We start from the raw sequence: 24,067 nt of genomic DNA on the forward strand, positions 1-24,067 counted from the left end.
GCGGGCGGCGCGATGCGGACAGAAGGGGCCCCCGGGCTGCGGCAGTCGGCGCGCTATCTCGCCGCGCTGCTGCGGCTCTTGCGTCCGGCGTGGGGCTCGCTCGTGAGGAGCGCGATGCTGGGCCCGGTCATCGCCGGGCTCCTGCTCATCCCGCCCTTCCTCACGCGGCTGTTGTTCGACCACGTGTCGTCCCCGCGGGACCTGGGGCTGTTGCACGTGCTGGTGCTGAGCATCCTCGCCGCGTCGGTGGCGGCGGCGCTCGCGGAGTCGCTGTTCGGCTACTACTCCTCGTACCTCACGGTGAAGCTGGAGAGCTCCGCCGCGCTCTATCTCTTCAACCACCTGCAGCACCTGCCGGACCGCTTCTTCTCCCGGCGCCAGGTGGGGGAGCTCACCAGCCGCTTCGACGACGCGAAGGCGGGCATGGCGCTGGTGCTGGGGCTCATCCGGCTGGTCTTCTCGCAGCTCACCTTCCTGGTCGTCATCCCCTTCACCCTGGCGTCACTGCACTGGGAGCTGGCGCTCGCGGCCGTGGCCACGCTGCCCTTCGTGGTGGCGGTGCCGCTGCTCATCGGCCGCGCCATGGGGCTCGCGTGGCAGGAGGTGATGGGCGTGCACGGCGCCCTCCAGGCGCTCCAGGTGGAGACGCTGCGGCAGAGCCGCACCACGAAGGTGCTGGCGCTGGAGCCGTTCATCTACCAGCGCGCCGCGGGGCTCATGCAGTCCGTGCTGCGGGCGCACCTCAAGGCCCATGGCGTGGAGGGGCTGCTGCGGCTGTTCGAGCGCGCGGTGGAGGCCGCGCAGACGGCGCTGTTCACCTGGCTGGGCTGGCGGCTCATCCTCCAGGGGAAGCTGACGCTGGGCGGCTTCGTGGCCTTCGTGGCGTATGCCGCGTACCTGCGCGGGCCGGTCATCGAGGTCATCGGCTTCGTCACCGGCCTGCAGCAGCGCGGGGTCCACCTGCGCCGCTTCTTCGAGTACCTGCACGAGACGCCGGAGCAGGACCCGGCCCGCTCGCTGACGCCGCCGGCTCCGGTGACGCAGCGGCTCTCCGGCGCGGTGGAGCTGGAGGACGTGTCCTTCGGCTACCTGCCCGGTCAGGACGTGCTGCGCGAGGTGAGCGCGCGCATCCGGCCCGGCGCGGTGGTGACCATCGTCGGCTCCAGCGGCTCCGGGAAGACGACGCTCGCGCGGATGCTGACGCGGCTGGAGGAGCCGGGCCGGGGGCGCGTGCTGTTCGACGGGCGGGACGCGCGGACGCTGGAGCTGTCCGACCTGCGCCGGCAGCTCGCGGTGGTGTGGCAGGACGTGGAGCTGTACCACGGCACCGTGCGCGACAACCTCACCCTGGGGCTCTCCGCCGTGAGCGACGAGGACCTGCGGCAGGCCGTGCGGCTGTGCGCGCTGGAGCCCGTCCTGGACGCGCTGCCACAGGGCTTCGACACGCCGGTGGCCGAGGCGGGCGCGAGCCTCTCCGGCGGCCAGCGGCAGCGGCTGGCGCTGGCCCGGGCGGTGCTGCGCGACGCGCCCGTGCTGCTCTTGGACGAAGCCACCTCGCAGCTCGACGTGGAGACGGAGTCCGCCATCGTGCGGGCGCTGCTCGCGCGGGCCAGGGAGCGCGGCCAGACGGTGCTGTTCATCACGCACCGGCTGGCCAACGTGCTCCTGGCCGACGAGGTGTGGATGCTCGCGGGGGGCCAGTTGGTGGGCCAGGGGCCGCACGCGGAGCTGCTCGGGCGCTGCGCGCCGTACCAGCGGCTGTTCCGCGCGGGCATGGGCGAGGCGGACGCCGCATGACGCGGCGGAAAGAAAGGGTCCCGGTCATGGCGAAGGAGCTCCCGCTCCCCACCGCGCCGCTGCCAATCCTGGAGGACCCGGAGCACGCCGGCCTCTTCGTCGTGCGGCGCATCGGCACCCTCACGTTGCTGCTCGTACTGGTGCTGGGCGCGGGGATGGTGCTCGCGGGTTCGCTCGTGCACCTGACCGTGTCCGCTCCGGACGCCGTCCCGCCCCGCACGGAGTCCGTGTCGCTGGGCACCTATGTGTTCCGGCAGTTGAGGCTCTGGAGCCCAACGCGGCCGGGAGGCGCCTCGCCGTGAAGAAGGTGGGCATCATCGACAGCGGCGTGGAGGTGGCCTTCCTGCGCGAGCACGGGGTGCACCTGGCCGGGGCGGCGTCCTTCTCGCTCGACCTGGACGCGCAGGTGCTGGAGGCGCGCGCCTACGAGCGGGCGGAGCTGGAGGCGTGGCGGGATGGCACCGGCACGCTGGACCTGGAGGACACGCACGGGCACGGCACGGCCGTCCTGAGCATCCTCCACGACCAGGTCCGCCCGTGGCCGGACGTGGAGGTCTACGTCGCCCGCGTCCTCGACGGGAACAGCCGCGGACACTCGCTGTGCCTCGTGGAGGCGATGGGGTGGATGCTGGAGGAGGTGGGCGTGGACGTGCTCAACCTGAGCCTGGGCACACCCCACCGCGCGCTGGAGGCCTCCATGCGGGAGCTCACCGACCGCGCGGCGGCACGGGGCGCCCTCATCGCCTCCTCCGCGGGCGCGATGCACACCCTGCCCGCGCAGCTGGAGTCCGTGGTGTCCGTGGGCGACACCGCCCTCCTGGAGCACGTGGGCGCGGACGTGAAGGTGGACCACGTCGTGAAGGAGCGGGAAGTGAAGCTCTACATGGGAGGCCACTGGAGGCAGGTGCCCATGACGACCAGCTTCGCCTGCGCGGTGGCGGTGGCGGAGGTGCTGCGCGACGGCGTGCCCCCGGGCTGGCGGCGCACGCGGGGCTGACGCGCCTCACGGCGTGGGCTGGGCCACCTCCATGGACACGTCGCCCAGGTCCAGCACGTCACCATCCTTCATCTTCAACGGCCGGCGCAGACGTCCCCGCGAAGGGCCGCCCAGGATGAGGAGGACGCGCTCGCCCGCGCGCACCCCGCCGACGGAGAAGCGGCCCTCCGAGTTGGAGACGTGCTCCAGCAAGGGCTGCTCCCCTTCGATGAAGACGAACGCGCCGGAGACGGGCGTCTTCGTGGCCGCGTCCACCACCCGGCCCCGCACGGTGCCAGAGGCCTCCAGGGGGATTTCGACTTCGAGCACCGCGCCCGTGGTGGGAGCGATCGTGGTCTCGCCGATGGAGCCGTCCACCGTGCGCGCCGTCAGCTTCACGGGGTCGGGCGGGACGTCGCGCAGCTCGAAGCGGTCGCCGGAGAACTCGAAGGGGCCTTCGCCCTTGGGGAGGTAGCCCTTCTGGAGCTGGAGCGAGAGGGTGAAGCCGCGAACAGGCTCGCCCTTGCGCACCACGCGGCCACGCAGGAAGGCCGAGGGCCTCAGCCGCACCACCACCTCCTTTTCGAGGCTGACGGGCACGGGCTCGCTCGAGCGTCCTCCATTGCGTGCGACCAGCAGCACGCGGTTCGGGATGTCGAACCCTGGTCTGAAGGAAATGACGAAGCGCCCCTCCGCATCCGTGGGCGTCATCGACAGGGGGGCACCCGCTCCCTCCGCGGCCGTGAGGGTAATGAAGGCGTGGGGCGACGGCGAGCCATCCGGCTCCAGGACGGCCCCCCGGAACGCGCGATCCTCGGGCGGTTCCTCCCAGATGAACTCGACCCGGGCTGTCCGTCCCGCCTCCACGCGCACCTGCTCCCGCTTGCTCTGGGCGAAACGGCCGCGCGCTGAGACCGTGACCGAGTAGGCACCGGCGGGAAGGTTCATCTGGAACGCCCCGTCCGCGCCCACCGCGGTGGTGCCGAGGGTCATCCCCGTGGCCCCGGGCTGCGCGTCCGCGATGGCCGTCACCTCCAGCGGCCCGTTCGCGAGGGTTCCACGGGCCGCGCGCACCCGGCCTTCGAGGGTCCCCGCGCCATCCAGGGTGAAGTCCGCCCGCGCCGTGCGGTTCTCCTCCACGGAGACGGTCTGGCGGATGCCCGCCGTGGAGCCCTCATGGCTCGCGGAGAGGGACAGGGTGCCCGTGGCGAGCCCCTCGATCCGGTAGCGGCCGTCCGCGTCCGTGCGGGCATCGACGGAGGTCAACTCCACTCCGCGGCTCCAGCCGTTGATGCCGGAGATGCGGGCCGCGGCCACCGGCGCTCCATTGCGGTCGCGCACCTGGCCCTCCACCGCGCCGGTGCCCGAGAGCTGGATCTCCACGGGAAAGTGTTCCCCCTGGGTGACCGTCAGGCCCCGGCGCATGACGGGCGAGTAGCCCGAGGCCGTGACCTTCGCGTCGTAGCCGCCGGGGGCGAGCCCCCGCACGACGAAGTGCCCCTCCGCGTCCGACAGGGTGACGCCGGGGTCTCCGTCCCCACCGGAGAGGCTGACCTCGACGCGCGCTCCCTCCACGGGCTTGCCCGAAGGCGCCTCCACGACGCGGCCCTCCAGCACCGCGCCCGGTCCCAGTTGGATGCGCACGTCGCGCACGGTGCTGCCCGCGACGCAGAGGACCGGCAGGTCGAGCGCGCCGGACTCCTCTCCGCGCCGCGCGGACAGCAGATGGGAGCCGGGCTCCACCTCCACGGAGAAGCCGCCCTGCGCGCCCGTCGTCACGACCTGAGAGGGGCTGCCGCCGACCTGGACCTCTGCGTCCGCGGCTGGCAGGCCCTTCGAGTCCACGACGAAGCCCTCGATGACGCTCGCCAGCCGGAGCGCCAGCGTCAGCGGGCCCTCCGTGGGGATGCTCACGCGGCTCAGCACCACGCGCGCGTAGCCGGGCGCGCGGGCCTCCAGCACGTAGGTGCCCGGGGCGAGGCCATCGACGCGGAAGTTCCCGCGCTCGTCGCTCGTCGCATAGACACGCTCGTCGTCGGGAGCATCCGGGCGTTGCCAGGACTCCATGTCACGGGCGTGCGCCGTGAGGACGACCTCCACGAGCGGAAGCGGTTCATTCGTTCCGCGCACCACCGTGCGGCCCGTGAGGGATTGCGCGGGCTCCAGGGAGATCCGCAGCGCGGTGCGCGACTCGCCAAGCGGGCGGGACACGCCGTGCAGCAGCGGGGCCCGGCCCGGAGCGCGCACCGCCACCAGGTAGCGCCCGGGTCCGGAGGCAAGCCGGACGTGTCCTCGCGGATCCGTGACCCCAGAGCCCATCAGAACCCAGGTGGACGCCCGCGCGCCCCGTGCGTAGAGACGCACGGTGGTGCCGGGTGAAGGCTTCCCGTCCGCGAGCACCTCCACGTCCAGGATGCCATCCGCTTCATTCGGGGACCGCGACGCCGGAAGCGCTTCTTCAGGGTCCAGGCGCTCCGGTGTGAGCACGGGGTTCGTGGGACGCTTCCGCGGCTGCGTGGTTTCCGCGTGGCCCTCCGGCACGCCGGGGCCACCAGAGCGCAGCGACAGGAACAGCACGAGGCCGCACGCGACCAGGACCGCCACTCCACCGATGAGCCACCTGCGCATGACGTCCGTCCTCGCCCCCGCCTCCATGGGAGCACCGGCCGCCAGTATCCCCCGAAGCATCGCGCGCGTCCCGCCCCAGGCTCCAGGTCCCAGGTCGTGTCCCGGATGCTTCCGCGCGCCAGGTGACAGGTGCCGCACAGGGCTTGCCAGGTCGTTGGGACCGCCCTTGGCCGCGTGAGAGACTTTGCCCATGGCTGACCTGCCGCCCACGGACACAGCGCTCCCGGCTCCTCCTGAAGGACTCGACCGCCGCAAGTTCCTCACGTGGCTGGTGGCTTCGCCCACGTTGATGATCGCGGCCCGGCTCGCGCTCGACGTTCCCTCCGCCGAGGCTTCGGAGCCTTCGACAGCCCCGGAGGAGACGCCGCTCAACCTCTACGTCGCCATCAGGACGGACGGACGCGTCGTCGCCACCCTGCCCCGCACGGAGATGGGCCAGGGCATCACCACCGCCGTGGCCATGCTCGTCGCGGAGGAACTCGACACGGGCCTCGACGTCGTGGACGTGCACACCGCCGACGCGGATCCGCGCTGGCTCATCCAGCTCACCGGCCTGTCCTCGACGATGCGCTACCTGGCCGGTCCGCTCCGCGCCGCCGCCGCGGATGCCCGGGCGCGGCTGGTCACCGCCGCCGCGCACCGCTGGCGGGTGCTGGCCCTCACGCTCACCACCGCGCGGGGAGAAGTGCGCCATCCCGACGGACGCAGGCTCGGCTACGGCGAGCTGGCGGAGGACGCCACGCGCGTGCTGCTGCCGGAGGTCTCTCCGCTGCCGAAGTCTCCGAGCAAGTACACCGTGGTCGGACAGCCCACGGGCCGCGTCGACGCCCGGGACATCGTCACCGGCGCGGCGCGCTTCACCCTGGACCTGGACATCCCGGACGCCGTGCCCACGGTGGTGGCGCGGCCTCCCACGCTGCTCGGCAAGGTCCAGTCCTTCAATGCCTCCACGGCCCGGGCCCTGCCTGGCGTGGTCGGCGTGGTGCAGATTCCCTCAGGCATCGCGGTGGCGGCGCGGACGTACTCGCAGGCCTTCGCCGCTCGCGACGCCTTGCAGGTCACCTGGGCCGCCGGCCCGGCCAGCCACCTCTCCGACGCCGACATCCGGACGCGGCTGCGTGACGCCATCGGGCCCCGGCCGCTGCCTCCGCTCTTCACGACCCGGGTCGTGGAGGGACGCTTCGACTTCCCGTACCTCGCGCACGCGCCCATGGAGACGCAGAGCTGCGTGGCGCGTGTGACGGCGGACACGGCGGAGATCTGGTCCGGCGTCCAGGATCCGAAGTTCGCGCGGAGCCAGGTCGCCGCGGCGCTCGGATGGGCGCTCACTCCGCAGCGGGTCACCGTGCATCCCATCCGCGCCGGAGGAGGCTTTGGCCGGCGCTTCTTCACCGAGGCCGCCGTGGAGGCCGCGCTCATCTCGCGCGCGCTCGGGCATCCGGTGAAGCTGATGTGGAGCCGCAACGACGAGATGCGCCACGGGCACTACCGGCCCGCCAGCCATCACCGCATCCTCGCCTCGCTGGGTCCCGGCGGTTCCATCCTCGGCTGGCAGCACCGCGCCGCCATCCCCACCGTGGAGTTCCCCCACGGCTTCGGAGACCTGCTCACCTCCCTGGTCGGACAGGTCCTGCCGGACGTCACCAGCGCGGTGTTCTTCGCGCTGACGCAGCACGTCCCCTACCAGTTCGGCTGGGTGGCGCAGGAGCTGGCCGAGGTGCCGCTCCCCATTCCCACCGCGTCCTTCCGCTCCGTCTTCACCAGCCAGGTGGGCGTGGCCAACGAAATCTTCGTCGACCAGTTGGCCCGCGAGCTCCAGCGCGACCCGGTGGAGCTGCGGCGCTCCCGCCTCACGTCCCGCAGGCTCAAGGCCGTGCTGGAGCGGGTGGTGCAAGAAGGCGCCTGGGGCCGCGCGCTGCCTCCCGGTGTCGCGCAGGGTGTCGCCGTGCTGGAGGAGTGGGACAGCACCATCGCCCACCTCGTCGAAGTGGACGTCACGTCCGGGACGCCGCGCGTGCTGCGCGTGGTCATCGCCGCGGACGTGGGGCTGCCCATCAACCCGAAGGGCATCGAGGCCCAGCTCCAGGGCGCCGCGATGGACGCGATGTCCACCACGTTGAGCGCCGGGCTCCACATCGACGCGGGCGCCGTGCGCGAGGGCAGCTTCGCGGACTACCGGTGGCTGCGGATGAAGCACGCCCCCGCCTCCATCCAGGTGCACCTCGTGCGCTCCGACGACCGCGTGGGCGGCGTGGGAGAGCTGGGCTACCCCAGCGCGGCGGCGGCCCTGGCCAACGCCATTGCCCGGGCGACGGGCACCATGCCCACGCGCTTTCCCATCCTCGACGAGGGAGTCTGACCATGCCGGCCCATTCCTTCCTCCTCAACGGTCAGCCGGTGTCGGTGGACTCGCCCGCGGACCTGCCCCTGTTGTGGGTGCTCCGCGACATGCTGGGCGTCACCGGCCCCAAGTACGGCTGCGGCGTGGGCGTCTGCGGCGCGTGCACCAGCCACCTGGACGGTGAAGCCTTCCGGCCCTGCCTCCACCCCGTGGGCGACATCGCGGGCCGCGAGGTGAAGACCATCGAAGGCCTGGCGGACGCATCCGGCCTGCATCCCGTGCAGGAGGCGTGGATCGCCGAGGACGTGGCCCAGTGCGGCTTCTGCCAGCCGGGGCAGATCATGGCCGCGGTCGCGCTCTTGCGAAGGAATCCCCAGCCGACCGACGCGGACATCGACGCGGCCATGAGCGACAACGTCTGCCGCTGCGGCACTTACGTCCGCATCCGCGCCGCCATCCACCGCGCGGCGCTGCTGCTGCGCAACGGCGCGGGCCCCCGCCGCTGAAACAAGGCTGGCCGCTCGACTCCCGGTCGGGCAGACGGGCATGCTGCGCGTCGCCAAGTCCCCTTCTCGTGGACTGTTATGGCGGAAGTCGGGCCGGTCCCACACCGAAAGGACAGGAACATGGCGCAGCACGGACAGCGTGTCGGTCTCTTCATGGCGCTCACGATGGCGGCGGCCCTGCTGGGCGCTCCCGCGCACGCGGAGGACGCGGCGAAGAAGCCCAAGCCCTCCACTTCCGCGAAGGCGGATGGCGGGGTCGAAGGCAAGGACGCGGGCACGGCCGCCACGCCGGAGAAGGACGGCAGCGCGTCCCAGGGCGCCGGCCGCTGCACGGGCAAGGCGAACTTCTGTGGCGTCTTCTCCCAGACGTACTGCAGCAGCCAGCCTGGATGTGCCTACATGTTCGGGTCCAATATGTGCGGCGGCGTGGCCATCGCGTGCGAGAAGGCCACCAACGAAGCGTTCTGCAAGAAGATCAAGGGCTGCTCCTGGAAGTAGCCCGCTCGCACCGCCGGGGACGCCATGCCGAAGCGCGAATTCGACGAGGGCATCGACACCGCGACGCTCCCCCGCGTCTCCATCCTGTTCATCCCGTTCGACGCGGCGAAGAAGTTCTACAAGGCCAACACGACCAAGGGCGTGAAGGGGCTGAGCGCGACGCTGGATGACACGGGGGCGCGGGTGGACGGGGCGAACCTCGCGAACGCGCTCGTCCCCAGCATGGCCTCCAGCGCGTTCCTTCAGGGGCCGGACATCGCGGCGAAGCTCGCGGACATCGTGGAGCAGGAGTGCGACCTCATCCGCAACATGCATGTCCGCGATGAGGATTACGGCGACAACCTCCAGTCATGGCTGGAGAGCAACGGTCCCCAGGCGGCGGACACGTCCCAGTGGAGCGACCGGCGCAAGAAGCGCATCGAGCGCAACCTGCGCGGCTACAAGCACTACCCCGTCTTCATCTTCCTGTCGGAGAACCCCACGGGCTCGCCCTTCCCGGACCGCATCGACGTCCCCGGCCTGGGCATGTCCTACGTGCGCAAGCACCTGATTGACGACGCGACGGTGAAGGGCATCAAGCACGTCAACGAGATCGCCCTCTACCTGCGCGAGGACATCGACGGGCAGTTGGACAACGTGAAGGAGGACGGCTTCTACCTGGAGGCCACCACGCTCACGCGCAAGACGGCGTCCATCCAGACGAAGCTGAAGTCCAAGGACGAGTACATCCTCAAGGTGACGCTCGGGAACCGGTATGGCCATTCGGTGACGGTGGCCGGAGTGCACCTGCGCGCGTCGCTGACCGGCTCCAATCCGCACGAGCGGCAGGTGGAGCGCAATGCCTTGCAGACCCTCTGCAAGTCCGAGGGCATCCAGGTGATGGTGGGGGACTTCAACATGGACCTCCAGGAGACGGCCCAGGGCAGCCGGGGCGTCTTCTTCGACGGCCGGCCGGAGACGCAGCCCACGTACATGCTGGCCCACAAGAGCACGGAGGCCATCCCGCTCTTCCAGCAGCAGTATTCGAACTCCGCCGGCAACGCGCACTACATGGGCTACTACCAGGCGGACACGGAGCACCTGGAGCTGGTGGGGCCCGGCATGTACGGCCTGATGGGCGCCAGCGGCTCCCGGCACCTCAAGTCCGAGGGCAAGTACTACTCGGACCATCCCTCCATCTACCTGGAGGTGAAGTCCACGCGCCTGACCGACGAGGCGCGCGACAAGATCTTCCGGCGGAAGATCTTCCGCATCGTGAAGCCCAAGCAGTAGGGCCCGCTCGCGTCAGTACACGTAGGGCGTGTTGCGCGCCCACTCCGTCTTGCCGTACTGCTTGTGGAGGTACGCGAAGGCCTTCTTCGCCTCCGGGGTGTTCTGGCCGCAGCCGCGCTTGCTGGAGCGGACCGCGCGGAACAGCGCGATGGGTGAGCGCGGGTCGCGCGGGTGCGCCTTCGCCCAGTCCAACGCCACGCGGGAGAAGAAGGCCACGGAGGAGCCCGCCTCGTTGAGGGCCCTCCACTCCGCGGCGGCGTCCGCCCGCTCCTCCGGGCTCGCGAACGGGAGCGGCGTCTTCAGCGGATCCTCCAGGTTCTTCGTCCCCGGCACGCACCAGCCGTTGCGGGTCCAGCTCCTGTCCTCGGTGAGGTCCAGCGTCGGGGAGACGTTGGCCAGACGGTCCCGGGCGGGCTGCACCCTCGCGGAGACGACCGGCAGCCCCATGACCAGCAGCCGCGCGTCGAACAGGCGCTCCTCCGCCGTGGGCCGCCCCACGATGGCCAGCAGCTCCGCGCGAGCCTTGGGCTCTGTCTCCGCGAGCGTGGCCGCCTGGGCCTTGAGCATCGCGTCGTCCCCCACCACCGCGGCACGGGCGAACACGGCCCATGACAGCTGCCGGCGCAGTTCGGGGGTCAGCGTGGGAAGCGCGGCCCACTCGCGCAGCCGGCGCGTGGGGACATGGGACTCCAGGAAGAGGGCACGCGAGGCGCTGAGTCCCATGGGCTCGGGAGAGGGCGCCGGGTCATTCGCGTTCAGGGGAGCCAGGACGAGCTCCTCCACCAGGAACTGGGCCGCGTTGCGCAGGGCCTCGTCCCAGCTGTTCGCCAGATGCAGGCGCTCCTCGCGCAGGGCGTTGTCCGCGGAGGCCAGGTCGCGCACCTGCTCCGGGGGAATGGCGTCCAGCCGCGCCCGGGCCTCCGCCAGCTGTCCCCGCTCCCGCAGCAGTTGCACGGAGCGCCACGCGAGCGTCATGCCCGCGGGCGCATCCACCGGCACCTTCTCCGCGTCCGCGAGCAGCGTGGGCACGTCTGGCGAGTCCGCGCGGGCTGACAGCAGCGCGAGCACGAGCCAGGGCTGATGCGCGCTCTTCTTCCAGCGGGCCACGGCGGTCGCGTAGGCCTTCGCGGGCCATGGCGCCTCCGGGTCACCGGGCTCCTCCGGGGCGGGGGCGGCCATGAGCCCGAGCCACTCGGAGAGCTCCGCCGCGCGAGGCTTCAACCCCGGGCAGGCGTTGCCCTCCGCGCCGGCCCCCAGCGAGATGCTGGCCAGCTCCGACTCCAGCCCGGAGCCCGTGCCCTTCTCCAGCACCCGCGAGAACAGTTCGCACCGCCAGGTGTCGCGCGACAGGCGCAGACGCACGAGCGACAGCAGCCGCCGCGCGGGCCCATGCACCTCGCGCAGCTTCGGATCCGCGAGCACCTTCTGGATGGCCTCTTCCGCCCGCCGGAAGCGCCCCAGCACGGCGGGGTCCACCTCCCGCGGGCCCTCTTCGTACGGGGGGATCCCGAACAGCGCCTCGCGAACGCGGGTGCGGGCCACGAGGTACGCGCCGAGGACCCGGTAGGGAGAATCCGCGCTGCTGGCGATGCGCTGGAAGGCCTCCGCCGCCTCGTCGAACTTCCCGCAGTACAGGTGCATGGCCGCAGCCTGGTAATCGCGCTCGGCCTGTCGGCGCGCCTTCTCCTTGGGCGTCAGCGACTCCTCGATGCCCGGCGCCGGGTCGGCCAGGGTGCAGCCCTTGCTGAAGACGGCGTCCTGGTTGCCCAACCACTCCTTCAGCAGGGCCGGCCGCTGCTTCCACTCCTTCGCGAGCGCGCGGGCCGTGGCCGCAGCATGCAGGAAGGCATCCCCGTGGATATAGGCGTCGTTGGAGGCGTACACCATCTGGTTGACGTCCACCGGAGGCAGGTCCTTGAAGGGCGCGACCTCCTGACGGACGGCGGCCCATTGGTCGCGGGCCCAGCTCGCGTCGGGCCCATAGCGGGACTCCGCGTCCGTCCACCCCGCCACCAGGTGCTTCTGCTCCTCCGGCGTGGTGGGGATGCCCATCATCGAGCGAAAGGCGAAGGCGAGGTACGGCGGGTCGAAGGTGCGGCGGAGGATGCCCAGGCGTCCGGCGGCGAAAGGGCCGAAGGGCCGGTCGGGATTGTCGACAACAAAGAAGCGGGGCTCGGGCCCGAAGTCGGGACCACACGCGTCGGCGACGAAGGGGGGGAGCAGCACCGCGAGGCCCACGAGCCCCAGGACTGTTCTTGCGTTCTTCATGGTCGGGTCTCCGCCACGGCACGAGCGAACGCATCGGGCGTCCACGGCCGGGGGTTGAAGAGATAGAGGGTCGAAACGCCAGGGGGCACGGGCTGCCACTCGTCCATGGCCAGGCCCATGCTGCCCACGCACGGAGGGGGCAGGCCGCGCGCGAACCGGGCACGCCACACCGGCGCGTCCGGGCCCATGCGAAAGAGCTGCGGCACCACTTCATCCACGGGCGCGCGGGCAATCCAGCTGCCGGGCACACACCACGACGCGAGCCCCGTGATGGACAGCGGCATCCCCGGAGGCAGGCGCGCGCGCAGCCGCTGGAGCAGGTCGACGTAGGCGTCGTATTCCGATGCACGCGCATCGAAGTCCAGTTGCAGCGCCGTCACGTCAGGGCGGCGGCTCACGAGCGCATCCAGGCTCGCGGCCAGCGACTCCAGACGCTCCGGACCGAAGCGCGCCAACGAGCTTCCCGGAAGCATCTGCAACCGCACGGTGGCCTTCAACGCGGTGCCCGGCGGAACCCGGAGCGGCTGCCTGCGAGGCACCACGTGGACGTCTTCGTCCGTGAGGTCCATCGTCGCGAGCAGGAAGGCGACGTCCACCGCGCGGCCTTCCAGGAAGCCCAGGTCCTCCGGCCGCTCCCAGGCCCAGAGGACCAGGCGCGGCGGCGGAGACACCGGCGGCGTCGGGGCCACGGACAGCGGCAGGCACAGCAGCGTCATGACGGCAGTGGCCCACGGGCCGCGCCGTGGGCCGGGTGCCGCGTGCGCTTGGGACTGTTCGGGGAGCATCGCGGCCAGGAAGCCACGGCCGGGCACCCTGCCCGGCCGGCATGGCGACATTTAGCAACCCGTGAGCCACCCAGTCATGCCCCCGGTGATGCAAGAGCAAGGCTCTGCGTGAGCCGTCCATCGCAGTCTTGGGTGGATATCCACCCAGGTGTGCCTGTCATGTACCTATCCGACAAATCCTCAAGAGGCGCTATGCTCGCGCCAACAAACAGTTGGGGGCTTTGATTGAAGTGTCTGGAACTGCTTTCCCGTCAGCCACATATTCCATCACGGCTTGCCGTCCGGAAGGTCGGACTTTCCCTGGAGTTCTCACTTCTCAGCCAAGACACTCCTGCCGAAGGAGCGTTGGTCGGCAATTTCAAGCCAAGGCTGATTGAGCCAGACGAAGAGTTCTGGATTTCTCTTCCGAGGGCTGATGGCAAGTTCGAGCAGGTTCCCCTCACAGGACGGCAGTGCTGTGAAGCATTCATGATGGAGATCTCCAAGCTTCTCAAAAAGGGCGGGAGGAAAATCGGCCAAGATACAATGTTACGATTTTCAGAGCCGCCCTTCCCCAAAGCAGAAGAGCGCAAGGCCTACCAGGATTCTGTCCGTGCTGCCGCCAAGGAAGCAGGCCTCGGCAGCGCTATTAGCTTCTTCCGGGAACCTGACGCCGTCTTCGAATACTTTCGGCTTCTCCAGCAAAAGATTCCGCCCCAGGGAAACTCACTCAATGTCCTAGTGTTGGACTTCGGCGGCGGGACCTGCAACGTCAGTGTTGTTTCTACCACACGGCAAGGCGGACTCTGGAAGCGATACATCGCAGCCCCAGTGGCTGCGGAAGCATCCAAAGCCGGTGGCCTCTACATTGATCAGCAGTTGCTTACCCAAGCGCTTCTGGGAGCCGGACTCAAGCATCTTTATGCAACAGCCTCACATACAGAAGAGCGTAAGGCCTATGAAGCATGGGTCGAGCGCCACAGTTCCGAGGCAGAAGCACTTAAGCGCAGGGTGAGCGAGACAGGGGAGAAGCACAAACTCAAGATTAAGCTTGACGGAAAACTCGCCGATCTTGCGGGAGGAACGCAAGAACTCGTCATCGAGCTTGACGAGAATCGCTTAAAAGCAATCGTCGACAAGCATTGGAGCGAAAGAGGAATCCGCGATGCAATGGATCGAGTCCTCACAAAACTCCGCACGAAACTATCCAAAACAGCCAAGCGCAAGGACATCTCGGAGGAGCATGACCCAAGAACCCTCATCACGCATGTCCTTATTGCAGGTGGCTCCTCTCGTCTGCCCGGCTTTATCGACCATGTGAAGCAGTATTTCGCCCCCTCACATCCAGAGTTCATCCGGGTTGGAAAGGACTATCCGTATGTGGTGGCCGTTGGAACAGGGCTCAACCATCTGGCCCTCAATCGCGCCTTGGTCGATAACAGAGCAACCGCCCAACCTCCACCGCAAGGCACAGCAGAACTCACCGATTCGGAACCCCTCCGCTCAACAGACTCGACCTTCATTGGTGCGTTCCAGGACGACCTGTGCCTGTCCTGGCACCCAAACCATGGAGACATGGAACCTCAACTCCTAGTCGACAGCCAAACAAGCCCATTGGAGCTTCTTGAAAAGCCCATCACCCGGGACATCAAGTTGCCGGTTAACGGAGGCAAAGGCTTCCGCCATGTCCGGGACCATCGCCATGGGTACCAAGTGGCCTTCCGTAACGATCCAGAAGCGAGAGGTAGCTTGAGCGGTCAGCGACTCAATGTCACCGACCACAGCCTCCAGTTTCCGACCGATGCAAAGAAGAAATCAGCCCACATGCAGATCCACATGCAGGGGGATCCTGGCCACTCTCTGGAAATGATCCTTCAAGTGTTCTCGCCGCAGGACGGCAAGTACACCAGCGAGCGGCGAATCCCCTTTCTCTCGAAGGATGCGCCCCCCAAGGCGGCCACGCCCCCTCACCCTCAGGGGCCAACACAGGCCGCCAAGGGTACATCCAGGCCCGAAAGCCGCATGTCAGCCCCTCAGGGCATGCTGTCGACCAAGGCACTCGATGTCCTTTGCATCGACTTTGGCACGACCAACACCACCCTCATAGATTTGGTGGAGGCCTCGGACATTACTCAGGAACAGTTCATGGATACGAGTCCTCCCGAGCCACAGACACAACTCCCGTTGGAGAGACTGGACGCGGACTCCGCGCACGTTCCCATCAAGCCTTCGCACTCTCAAGTCTCGAGCCCCAACCCATCATCGTCGCAGTCCCTTGCGCCCCCTCAATCGGCGGAAGCAACCTTTGCGGCCCCATCTCCCGAAGGCATGCTCGCGAACGAGTCCTCGGCTCCAAGCACACCGAACAGGACTCAGGTCAATCTCGATCCCACATCCATATTGACACCGTCTCAGCCCAAGCCCGGCGAGCCCACAACCAAGCTCAATACCGCGCCCAAGGCATATGAGCGACCAGGCAAACCTTTCATTGGAAGCGAACTAGACTTCCTTCAACACCTGGACGGGACCTGCCGCGAAGCTGGCTTCGAATTCCCACGAGAACTGCTAGAAGCCACATACTTGTCAATGAAGGTACGTCCCTTCGTTGTACTTGCTGGCCCATCAGGCGTGGGCAAATCCGCACTAGCGCAACTTATGTTCGAAGCCTTTGGCGGCTCATTGGATGGTCAAGATGCCCTTCGCTTAGCGGTGGAGGCAAATTGGACTGACAGTCGCTTCCTCTTTGGCCGAAGAGACGCGCAAGGTTTCCATCCCACCAGATTCTACCGACTACTACAGAATGCCCCGTCGGACCGACTCTTCCACGTCCTCTTAGACGAGATGAATCTGGCCCATGTGGAGTATTACTTCGCGCAACTTCTTTCCGCCATGGAAAGCGATGGTCAGCTCTGGATCCACGAAGACGATAGGGGCGGAGTTCCGCTCCAACTCCCGATGGGCAACAATCTGCCTCTACTTCGCATCTACGGCACAATCAATGTAGATGAGAGCACACAGATCCTCAGCGACAAGGTTGTAGACCGTGTAAACGTTATTGAAGTGGAAGCACAAGCGCCCAGCCCACATGTCTCCTCTGTTCGCAAACGCGCGCGTCGCATTCCACGATTTCACATCACACTCGAGAAACTCCGCGAATGGCAAGAAGCAGATGACCTCCTAGCGGTGCCCATTGAACTCCGCGAGATTTGGGAAGTCATGGCCCGGCGAGAACCCATTCCTTCCGGCACTGCCAATGAACAATCCGACAGCCTGCGGCAGACGCGGATGTGTATCCCCATCGGCCATCGCATCATCCAAGACATTACTCTTTTCGTACATTACGCCGAACGGCTAAAGGGCACCATCGGACGCAAGGATGCAATCGACCTTCAAATCCTGCAACGAATCCTCCCTAAAATCCGGGGCGACGTGCGCCTAAACGAAATGCTAAAGGAACTTGCCCACCTACTAAATAAACACCAACTCCACCGTTCAACCAAGCGCCTGCAGCGAATGCTCGATCAGCTTGAGTTCGAGCAATTCGCCAGCTTCTGGACCTAACAAACATGAGCGAACTGTTCCTCCAAGTAAAGAAGGACAGTGATGCACTCTGGACACCGCTCAGGCCCGGCATCAAGACATTCGAGGTACCCGAAAACGAAGGAATCCAACTTCAGTTCGTCGGCCACAATGCGCACCTACTAAAAGATCAGGACATAGAATGCACAGGCGAACTCCAACAAATTGATGCAGGCAGAGCCCATTTCATCTGGCGGCCATTCGAACATGCAGGAAAAGTCGCATATGGCTGGCTACATCTTCGCGTCTCAATTCCGGGCTCAAGCCAATCAACTCAAGACTTCTTCGTCTGCATTGTTCCGAGTCGATTAAATCGAGAACAGTGGGCACATCTATTCGAAGACGTGCGCCGGGTAGCAGATGCGCTTGTCAATGACTGGCTGAGCCCTGAAAACCCCCACGTGGGCGGACTCGCGCAGCGCTCACGCAAATTCTCACCTGCCACCGCAATGGCTCAAATGGAAGAAGAATGGAAGGATTTCAGTGCAAGCCTTGGCCGAATCACTCGGTCACCGCGTTCCGAATTCCGACCTTCTCCTCCCCAGACCCCCCAACTAGATACCGAGGACTTGCCAAACCCGATCCGAAGCGCAAACATCTACGAAAACCAAATGGTCGCCCTGACGACCGAACGACTGACCGCTACGCTCAATCACATCCGCCGACGAGCAGAAGCGACAATGAGGAGTGCGAACGAAATTCGAGAGCGCTACAAGGACGTCCCTGTTTTCAGTTCTCGAAACGCGAATCAGCCTCACCCAGCTGTTCAGGAGGCCCAGCGGCTTCACGAAAACAGTCAACGTATGGCCGACACTGCTCGCGAGCGTGCTCTTTTTCTTCAGCGCACTCGACGAAAACTGCCAGGCATTCCCCGGGATCTGGCATCGAGAGGCCGTGTTCCCCACATCACGCCCAGCATTCGCCAACACCCCGATTATATACGGGTCGCCCGCTGGCATCGAGCGTTTGGACATCAACAGTTAGCATTCTCTAGCCAGGAACTACTTAGCGCACTTGGCACCCGCCGAGCATCTACGCTGTACGAATACTGGTGTATCCTCGCATTGGTCTCCGCCTTGCGCGAACTCAGATACACCCCCAGTTTCAAGCAATTATCAGAACTCGTCCGCGAGGACTTCGTAGAGCTCGAACTCTGGAGAAACCGTCCCTTTACATTCACCAGAGACGGAGAATCCCTCACGTTCTGGTATGAGCGACCAGCACATTCTCATCCAAAATACCTCAAGGTCCCGAAGGCGAATGCTTGGAAGAGGGAAATCCCAGGACACGCCCCAGATACACCTCCTGGGCTTTATTCCCGCCAGGGCCCTAGAGAACCTGACTTCTGGTTCGAGCTACGACGAGGAAATCGACTTGCCGTAGCTGTCGGGGATGCCATTTTTTCCGAAGGTGTTGACACCATTGCCGACAAACCAGCGGAAGACATTCGAAAGAAGATGGGCAAAGTGTCAGAGTACGCCCAAGACCTCGTACTAATCGATTCCGGCAAGGCCTGTTTTCCTAGCCCGCATGGAGTAGTTGTTTACTGCGGGCACTTTGAGAGCCTTGACCTCATCGAGGAGATAAACTCCGCCGGACACATTCTGCTGCCCTTGCGACCATTAACCACTGCTCCACAGGACAGCCCACAATCTGCACTTCCTCTTGACACTCGTAGCATCAGAACTCTCGATGCGTTTCTCCGAGACTTGCGAGCTTCGATGGAGTCCCCCAAAGAAGATTCGGAGTGAGCAATCCCTGCCAAGCCAGGGAGCGACGCATCTATGACATCCATTGCGGAGGCCATTGGTTAGCGAAAAAGCAGAACATTCGAAGGCTTTCTCGCGACACATGGGCCGCAGGCCATCGTTAGCTCCAGCCAGCCAAGAGGGAGTGAACATCCTAATCCGTCACTTCCCCGCCTTGGCCCCCAGCATCCGCAGCGCCAGCTCCGCGTGCAGATCCGCCAGCGCGTCCACGTCGAGCGCGGGCGTGGGCTCGAACCAGTAGGGCAGCCGCAGCCCCATGGCGGAGATGGCCGCGGCGACGACGCCCGCGTGCGGCACGGAGAACACGCCCTGGGCGCGCCCCCGCTCGATGACCGCCATCAGCAGCGCCGCCGACTGCTCCCGCAGCGCCAGGGACGGCGCCGCCAGCTCCGGCGGCAGCGCGTGGATTTCGTCGTTCACCACCACGGCCAGCTGCGGATGCATCGCGTGCAGTCGCGTGTGCGCCCGGACCAGGGCCCGGAGCTGCTCCACCGGCTTCGCCCCCGCGCCGAGCAGCGCCGTGCGCAGGCCCTCGTGGTGCGCCTCGTGCCCCAGCCGCACCAGCTCCGCCAGCACGTGCTCCTTGGAGGGGAAGTGCGCGTAGAGCGCGCTGGGCCGCAGCTCCAGCTCCTTGGCCAGGTCCCGGATGGACGCGTCGTGGAAGCCCCGGCTCGCGAAGAGCTGGAGCGCCGTCTCCAGGATGCGGCGGCGCGTGCCGTCAGCCGACGCCGAGTCCGGGAGCACCGCCTTGCGCGCGCGAAGACGGGATGGAGAGGAAGACACCATGGGGTCACCTTGAAAAACGAACGGTCGTTCAGTTACGGTTCCACCGATGCTGGAAGCGTAGTTCATCCCCTCTCTGAACGGTCGTTCACAAGCCGATGCCCACGTTCACCCTTCCCGACGGCGTCACCCTGCACTTCCAGGAGTCCGGCGAGGGAGCGCCCATCCTGCTCCTCCACGGGCTGGGTTCGTCCGGCAGCGACTGGGACGCGGTGGTGCCCCGGCTGTCCGCGCATCACCGGGTGCTGGTGCCGGACGCGAGGGGCCACGGCCAGAGCGACAAGCCGGCGGGCGCGTACGGCGTGGCCCTCTTCGCCAGGGACATCGCCGCGCTGTGTGACGGGCTGGGGCTGACGCAGGTGCACGTCATGGGCCTGTCCATGGGCGGGATGATGGGCTTCCAGTTGGCGGTGGACCGGCCGGACCTGGTGCGCAGCCTGACCGTGGTCAACAGCGGGCCGGACATGGTGGCGCGCACGTTCCGCCGCAAGCTGGAGTTCGCGGCGCGCCTCTGGGTGCTGCGCCTGCTGGGTCCCAAGGGGCTGGCGAAGCGCGTGGCCCCGAAGCTGTTCCCCAAGCCGGAGCAGGAGGCCCTGCGCCAACGGGCCATCGAATCCCTGGGCGCCAACGCGCGTGACGTGTACCTGCGCGCGACGCGGGGGCTCATTGGCTGGAGCGTCCAGGACCGGCTGAAGGACATCACCTGCCCCGTGCTCGTGCTGCACTCCGAGCGGGACTACACGCCGCTGTCCACGAAGCAGGCCTACGCGGGCCAGTTCAAGGACGCCTGGCTCCAAGTGCTGACGGATTCCGGGCACGCCGCGCCCGTGGATCAACCCGGACAGGTCGCCGCCGCCGTGGAGAGGTTCCTCCGGGAAGTCGAGTCACCCGGACGCATGGCGCGTCCTGGCTGAAGCAGGAGGCAGACACATGTCGGTGACTCGAAAGGTCCAGGCCGTGGCTCGCATGGCGGTGGCGGTGTGCGCGCTGTTCTCGGTGCTGGGCGCCACGCCGGCCCACGCGGGCGAGTGGGTCCACGGCGTCTATTCCAACAGCTGGGGCACCCGGAGCTACCAACTCTGGGGCCCCACCGGCTACCAGCCCGGCGAGCCGCTCCCGCTCGTCGTGGGACTGCATGGCTGTCTTCAGAACCCGGACCAGTTCGCGGGCCTGACGCGGCTGAACGCGAAGGCGGACGCGGAGAGGTTCCTGGTGCTCTATCCCAACCAGGCCCTGTATGCGAATGGCACCCAGTGCTGGAACTTCATGTTCTCCTCCAACCAGGAGCGAGGCATTGGCGAGCCGTCGCTCATCGTCGGCATGGTGGACTGGGTGAAGGGCCACTACGGAAGGTGCCGGTGCTCGTGGTCCACGGCACGGCGGATGACGTCGTCAATCCCATCAATGGACAGCAGGCCGCGCGCCAGTTCCTGCAGACGAATGACTACGGCGATGACGGCGCCAACAACAACAGCGTGTCCAACACCCCGGCCCGGACGACGTCCGCTGTTTCAGCCGGAGGCCGCAAGTACACCGCGAGGGATTACGTCTCCAACGGCGTGCTCCTGGTGCAGCACATTGAAATCCAGGGCATGGGTCACGCATGGCCCGGCGGTGACGGCGCCTTCCCGTTCGCGGACCCAGCGGGTCCCGACGGAACCACCATCCTGTGGGACTTCTTCAAACAGCACTCCCGCTGAAGGGCGCGGGCCGTCCGACAGCTCCCGGACTACCCGGGAAGACGTGGACAGTTCCTCCACCGCCATGTTGAGCTTGGGTCAAAGGCAGCCATCGCCCGCACACCCGAGCCACCGGCCCCATGTCCTTCTTCGAAGTGCTCTCACCGGTTCCCCAGAAGATGGACATGGGGGGAGACCTCCCGCTGCGCTTCCACACGCGTCCGCTGGTGGGCCAGGTCGTGTGGCCCCTGCTCACGCTGGTGCTGTTCGTGGTGATTCCCATCGCCTACGCGCTGGACCAGGGCCTGTCCCTGGCCCGGCTGCGTGAGGAGTGGATGCTGCCCCTGGTGGTGGTGCTGGGCGGCTTCGTGTCCGTGACGTTCATCCTGCGGTGTGTCCGCACCCGGCTGGAGGTGGTGGTGACGGCCACGGAGGTGTCGCTGCGCGGCGGCGGGGCCCTGAGCGCCTTCACCTGGAACGAGCCCCTGGACCACTACGTCGGCCTGGACTGCGAGCGGCGCCACCACCCGGACTGGATTGGCGCGCAGGACGAGTACGGCATCGCGCTGACGCACCGGAAGGACCCCGAGCGCAACGTCGTCCTGCACTGGGGCCGCGACTCCCGGCGCTTCGAGGACCGGCTCGCGCGCTACGCCCAGCTCCTCCGGCTCCCCGTCCGCCGGGAACAGCGCGCCCCCCTCGCGCAGCCGCTCGCCGCCCGCAGGTAGCCCCTTCACGCGAAGCCACGGACGCCCGGCGACGCGTCGGGATTCTCCGACGCCTCTTGACGCGTCGGATATTTCCGACGTATCAATCCGGGCCATGTCCGAACCGGATGTCTTTTCGGCGCTCTCCAACCCGGTGCGCCGGGAAATCCTGTTGCAGCTGCGCAAGGGGCCGCGCGCGGTGAATGACCTGGCGAGCGGCTTCAACCTGGGGCGGCCCGCCGTCTCCGAACACCTCCAGGTCCTGCGCAAGGCGCGGCTCGTCCGCGAGGAGCCGCGCGGCCGGGAGCGCTACTACCACCTGGATCCACGTCCCCTGTCGGAGGTGGACGACTGGCTCAAGGCCTTCACGCACTACTGGAAGCAGCGGCTCGCCGCGCTCGAGGACGTGCTCGACGAGGAGTCACGCAAATGAATCCCCCCGCCGTCATCCAACTGGACCACGTGTATGCCCATCCGCCCTCCGCCGTGTGGAAGGCATTGACGACCCCGGAGCTCCACGCGAAGTGGTGGGCCGCGGGCGACGTGCGCCCCGTCGTGGGCCACCGATTCACGCTCGACATGGGCGCCTGGGGCCAGCAGCCCTGTGAGGTGGTCGCGGTGGAGCCGGAGCGGCTGCTCCAGTACCGCTTCGCCACCGGCACGCTCGACACCACCCTCACCTGGAGGCTGGTGCCAGAGGGCACGGGGACGCGGCTCACGCTCGTCCACGAAGGCTTCAACCTGGACTCGCCCATGGGACGCCGCGCCTTCGAGGGGATGAAGCCGGGCTGGCCGGGGCTGCTCGCACGTCTGGGAACCGCACTCGGCGTCTGAGTGCCCGCCCCCTGAGACGAGCCGTGGACGCACGGGGGGAACGCGGATACAAGGCCGCCGAATGGAGGCCGTCCCCGTGAACAAGCCCACCCTCGTCACTGAAATCTCGAAGGAGTTCACCTTCGAGGCCGCGCACCGCCTGCCCAACGTTCCGGAAGGGCACAAGTGCTCGCGGGTGCACGGTCACAGCTACCGCATCGAAATCACCCTCCGCGGCCCCGTGCATCCGCGGTTCGGATGGATCGTGGACTTCGCGGAGCTGAACGCCGCCTGGCAGCCGCTCCACGCCCAGTTGGACCACCGCCTGCTCAACGACGTCCCCGGCCTGGAGAACCCCACGAGCGAGCTGCTGGCCGCGTGGCTCTTCGAGCGCGTGAACGTGCCCGGCACCACCGTCGCGCGCATCCGCGTGGCGGAGACGTGCACGTCCTCGTGCACCGTCTACGCGCAGGAAGGCTGAAGCTCAGCGCTCCACCTGGCCCAGGTTGGCGTGGATGACCGCGCCATTCAGGACCGGGGTGGTGGCGCAGAGGTAGAGCACGCCGGCGATCTCCTCCGGCGTGATGAGCCGCCCGAAGGTCGTCATCCCCGCCACGCTCGCCCGGACGGCGGGGTCCGTGCCCATGTGCTCGCGGAGCATCTCCGTGTCCGTGAAGCCCGGGCAGACGCAGGCGGTGTGGACCTGGGTCCCCGCCAGGTCCTGGCAGGTGGCCCGCATCATCCCGATGAGCGCGTGCTTGGTCGTCACGTAGGACGCCACGCCCTTCACGGCCTTCTCCCCCAGCGTGGATGACACGTAGAGCAGGGACGAGCCGTCCGTGAGCAGCGGCCTCGCCAGGCGGTTGAGCACCAGCGGGGCCACGACGTTGACCTCCAGCACGCGGCGCAGGTGGTCCGCGTCCATGGTCAGCGCGTCGTCGTGCTCGTAGAGCGCGGCGTTGTGGATGACGGACAGGCGCCCCTGCCCTGCCCCGTCGCGCAGCGCCGCCTCGACCGCGGGCTCCCAGCCCGGCGCGGCCAGGTCCACCGGCACGTTGACGACGCCCGGCACGGTGCAGGGGCTTCGCGACACGTTGATGACGCGCCAGCCCTCCTTACTGAACCGCTCCGCCGCCGCCCGGCCAATGCCCCGGCTGGCGCCGGTGATGAGGACCTGATCAGACATCGCGTTTCCACTCCCAGGAGGCCCACTGGCCAGGGCCGGAGGCGCACTTCACCACCAGCCCCGTGATGTGGTCGCGCGCCATGGCGCTGCCGTCGCCCACCAGTTCCTCGCCGAAGACGCGCGCCAGCTCCTCCAGCGACACGTTGGCCACCGGGAGCACAGTGACGTCGCGAGCGAGGAAGCGCAGCTCCTCGCCGTTGAAGTGCGCCACGTGGTTGCCCTTTTCGTCCCGCTCCAGCCGCAGGTGCTGGGAGTGAGCGGGCAGGAAGAAGGTCTCGTTCCAGGCCTTGCAGCGCTGGATGATGGCCTGCTTGAGCGGACCGTAGTCCGAAAGCAGGCCGTCGTCGGACACCTCCCCCGTCAGCGCGACGTAGACGGAGAAGTTGTGCCCATGCAGGTTCTCGCGGTGCGTGGCGGAGAAGATGGTGAAGTGCCCCGCGGAGAACTTCATCTCTTCCTTGTGCAGCTCGAGGGTCGTGGTGCGCGGCGCCATGGGTTGCC

Annotated in this window: 21 protein-coding genes and 1 pseudogene; 16 read left to right on the forward strand and 6 right to left on the reverse strand. The window is 67.5% G+C overall.

Translation table 11 applies throughout. The features are described from left to right. Positions 1–12: 12 nt before the first annotated feature. From JYJ93_RS35630 to JYJ93_RS35640, 3 genes are read left to right on the forward strand one after another with little or no spacing between them, the layout of a single operon-like run. Positions 13–1,797, forward strand: coding sequence for an ATP-binding cassette domain-containing protein (locus tag JYJ93_RS35630; protein WP_206799043.1), 1,785 nt, complete (start codon positions 13–15; stop codon positions 1,795–1,797). Between the two features lie 26 nt (positions 1,798–1,823). Beyond that, a complete protein-coding gene (locus JYJ93_RS35635) occupies positions 1,824–2,099 on the forward strand; it encodes a hypothetical protein (RefSeq protein ID WP_206799044.1) in 276 nt (91 codons plus the stop codon). Further along, entirely contained in the window at positions 2,096–2,794 is a 699-nt protein-coding gene (locus tag JYJ93_RS35640; RefSeq protein WP_206799045.1) for a S8/S53 family peptidase, read from the forward strand. Before JYJ93_RS35635 ends, JYJ93_RS35640 begins: the two co-directional genes overlap by 4 nt. A 6-nt stretch (positions 2,795–2,800) precedes the next feature. On the opposite strand, the gene JYJ93_RS35645 is transcribed toward JYJ93_RS35640, so the two are convergent. Beyond that, positions 2,801–5,401 carry a carboxypeptidase regulatory-like domain-containing protein gene (locus JYJ93_RS35645; RefSeq protein ID WP_206799046.1) on the reverse strand — a complete coding sequence of 867 codons (2,601 nt, stop codon included), beginning with the start codon at positions 5,399–5,401 and terminating at the stop codon, positions 2,801–2,803. A gap of 190 nt (positions 5,402–5,591) precedes the next feature. Here JYJ93_RS35645 and JYJ93_RS35650 point away from each other — a divergent pair, with 190 nt between their 5' ends. The 4 genes from JYJ93_RS35650 to JYJ93_RS35665 all read left to right on the forward strand — a co-directional run bounded on the left by JYJ93_RS35650 (position 5,592) and on the right by JYJ93_RS35665 (position 10,018). Continuing rightward, positions 5,592–7,760 carry a molybdopterin cofactor-binding domain-containing protein gene (locus tag JYJ93_RS35650; RefSeq protein ID WP_206799048.1) on the forward strand — a complete coding sequence of 723 codons (2,169 nt, stop codon included), beginning with the start codon at positions 5,592–5,594 and terminating at the stop codon, positions 7,758–7,760. Between the two features lie 2 nt (positions 7,761–7,762). Continuing rightward, the gene (locus JYJ93_RS35655) at positions 7,763–8,248 is read left to right on the forward strand and encodes a (2Fe-2S)-binding protein (protein ID WP_206799049.1); all 486 of its coding nucleotides are present in this window, start codon (positions 7,763–7,765) and stop codon (positions 8,246–8,248) included. A 120-nt stretch (positions 8,249–8,368) separates the two neighbouring features. Next, complete coding sequence (locus JYJ93_RS35660; RefSeq protein ID WP_206799050.1) at positions 8,369–8,746, forward strand: hypothetical protein; 378 nt, start codon at positions 8,369–8,371, stop codon at positions 8,744–8,746. Between the two features lie 24 nt (positions 8,747–8,770). Next, a complete protein-coding gene (locus JYJ93_RS35665) occupies positions 8,771–10,018 on the forward strand; it encodes a hypothetical protein (RefSeq protein ID WP_206799051.1) in 1,248 nt (415 codons plus the stop codon). Between the two features lie 12 nt (positions 10,019–10,030). Here the strand turns inward: JYJ93_RS35665 and JYJ93_RS35670 are convergent, their stop codons facing one another. Both JYJ93_RS35670 and JYJ93_RS35675 read right to left on the reverse strand, forming a co-directional pair. Further along, positions 10,031–12,286, reverse strand: a complete 2,256-nt coding sequence (locus JYJ93_RS35670) for a hypothetical protein (RefSeq protein WP_206799052.1) — start codon at positions 12,284–12,286, stop codon at positions 10,031–10,033. Continuing rightward, positions 12,283–13,002: a DUF3142 domain-containing protein gene (locus JYJ93_RS35675; protein ID WP_242544056.1), complete on the reverse strand. Its 720-nt coding sequence runs from the start codon at positions 13,000–13,002 to the stop codon at positions 12,283–12,285. Before JYJ93_RS35675 ends, JYJ93_RS35670 begins: the two co-directional genes overlap by 4 nt. A gap of 294 nt (positions 13,003–13,296) precedes the next feature. On the opposite strand from JYJ93_RS35675, the gene JYJ93_RS35680 reads away from it, so the two are divergent. Beyond that, positions 13,297–16,611 carry an Hsp70 family protein gene (locus tag JYJ93_RS35680; RefSeq protein WP_206799053.1) on the forward strand — a complete coding sequence of 1,105 codons (3,315 nt, stop codon included), beginning with the start codon at positions 13,297–13,299 and terminating at the stop codon, positions 16,609–16,611. A 5-nt stretch (positions 16,612–16,616) separates the two neighbouring features. Continuing rightward, positions 16,617–18,380: a nuclease domain-containing protein gene (locus JYJ93_RS35685; protein ID WP_206799054.1), complete on the forward strand. Its 1,764-nt coding sequence runs from the start codon at positions 16,617–16,619 to the stop codon at positions 18,378–18,380. Between the two features lie 159 nt (positions 18,381–18,539). Here JYJ93_RS35685 and JYJ93_RS35690 read toward each other — a convergent pair whose 3' ends face one another. Further along, on the reverse strand, positions 18,540–19,184 hold the full coding sequence (locus JYJ93_RS35690; protein WP_206799055.1) for a TetR/AcrR family transcriptional regulator: 645 nt from the start codon (positions 19,182–19,184) through the stop codon (positions 18,540–18,542). 95 nt (positions 19,185–19,279) lie between these two features. On the opposite strand from JYJ93_RS35690, the gene JYJ93_RS35695 reads away from it, so the two are divergent. The 7 genes and pseudogenes from JYJ93_RS35695 (at position 19,280) to queD (ending at position 22,861) form a co-directional block, all read left to right on the forward strand. Further along, positions 19,280–20,095: an alpha/beta hydrolase gene (locus tag JYJ93_RS35695; protein ID WP_206799056.1), complete on the forward strand. Its 816-nt coding sequence runs from the start codon at positions 19,280–19,282 to the stop codon at positions 20,093–20,095. A 52-nt stretch (positions 20,096–20,147) separates the two neighbouring features. Further along, a pseudogene (locus JYJ93_RS40390) lies at positions 20,148–20,456 on the forward strand (PHB depolymerase family esterase); the annotation flags it as partial. An 83-nt stretch (positions 20,457–20,539) separates the two neighbouring features. Further along, positions 20,540–20,881, forward strand: a complete 342-nt coding sequence (locus JYJ93_RS40395; RefSeq protein ID WP_242544967.1) for a hypothetical protein — start codon at positions 20,540–20,542, stop codon at positions 20,879–20,881. A gap of 119 nt (positions 20,882–21,000) precedes the next feature. Then, entirely contained in the window at positions 21,001–21,588 is a 588-nt protein-coding gene (locus JYJ93_RS35705; protein WP_206799058.1) for a hypothetical protein, read from the forward strand. A gap of 94 nt (positions 21,589–21,682) precedes the next feature. Next, a complete protein-coding gene (locus JYJ93_RS35710; protein WP_120566657.1) occupies positions 21,683–22,000 on the forward strand; it encodes a metalloregulator ArsR/SmtB family transcription factor in 318 nt (105 codons plus the stop codon). Next, a complete protein-coding gene (locus JYJ93_RS35715; RefSeq protein ID WP_206799059.1) occupies positions 21,997–22,401 on the forward strand; it encodes an SRPBCC domain-containing protein in 405 nt (134 codons plus the stop codon). The genes JYJ93_RS35710 and JYJ93_RS35715 overlap by 4 nt, the downstream gene beginning before the upstream one ends. 61 nt (positions 22,402–22,462) lie before the next feature. Beyond that, on the forward strand, positions 22,463–22,861 hold the full coding sequence (gene queD / locus JYJ93_RS35720; protein WP_206799061.1) for a 6-carboxytetrahydropterin synthase QueD: 399 nt from the start codon (positions 22,463–22,465) through the stop codon (positions 22,859–22,861). Positions 22,862–22,864: 3 nt separating this feature from the next. Here queD and JYJ93_RS35725 read toward each other — a convergent pair whose 3' ends face one another. Then, on the reverse strand, positions 22,865–23,566 hold the full coding sequence (locus JYJ93_RS35725) for an SDR family oxidoreductase (protein ID WP_206799063.1): 702 nt from the start codon (positions 23,564–23,566) through the stop codon (positions 22,865–22,867). Next, positions 23,559–24,059, reverse strand: coding sequence for a 6-carboxytetrahydropterin synthase (locus tag JYJ93_RS35730; protein WP_206799065.1), 501 nt, complete (start codon positions 24,057–24,059; stop codon positions 23,559–23,561). The genes JYJ93_RS35725 and JYJ93_RS35730 overlap by 8 nt, the downstream gene beginning before the upstream one ends. Positions 24,060–24,067: the final 8 nt, after the last annotated feature.

Source organism: Corallococcus sp. NCSPR001, assembly GCF_017309135.1.
GTDB lineage: Bacteria > Myxococcota > Myxococcia > Myxococcales > Myxococcaceae > Corallococcus.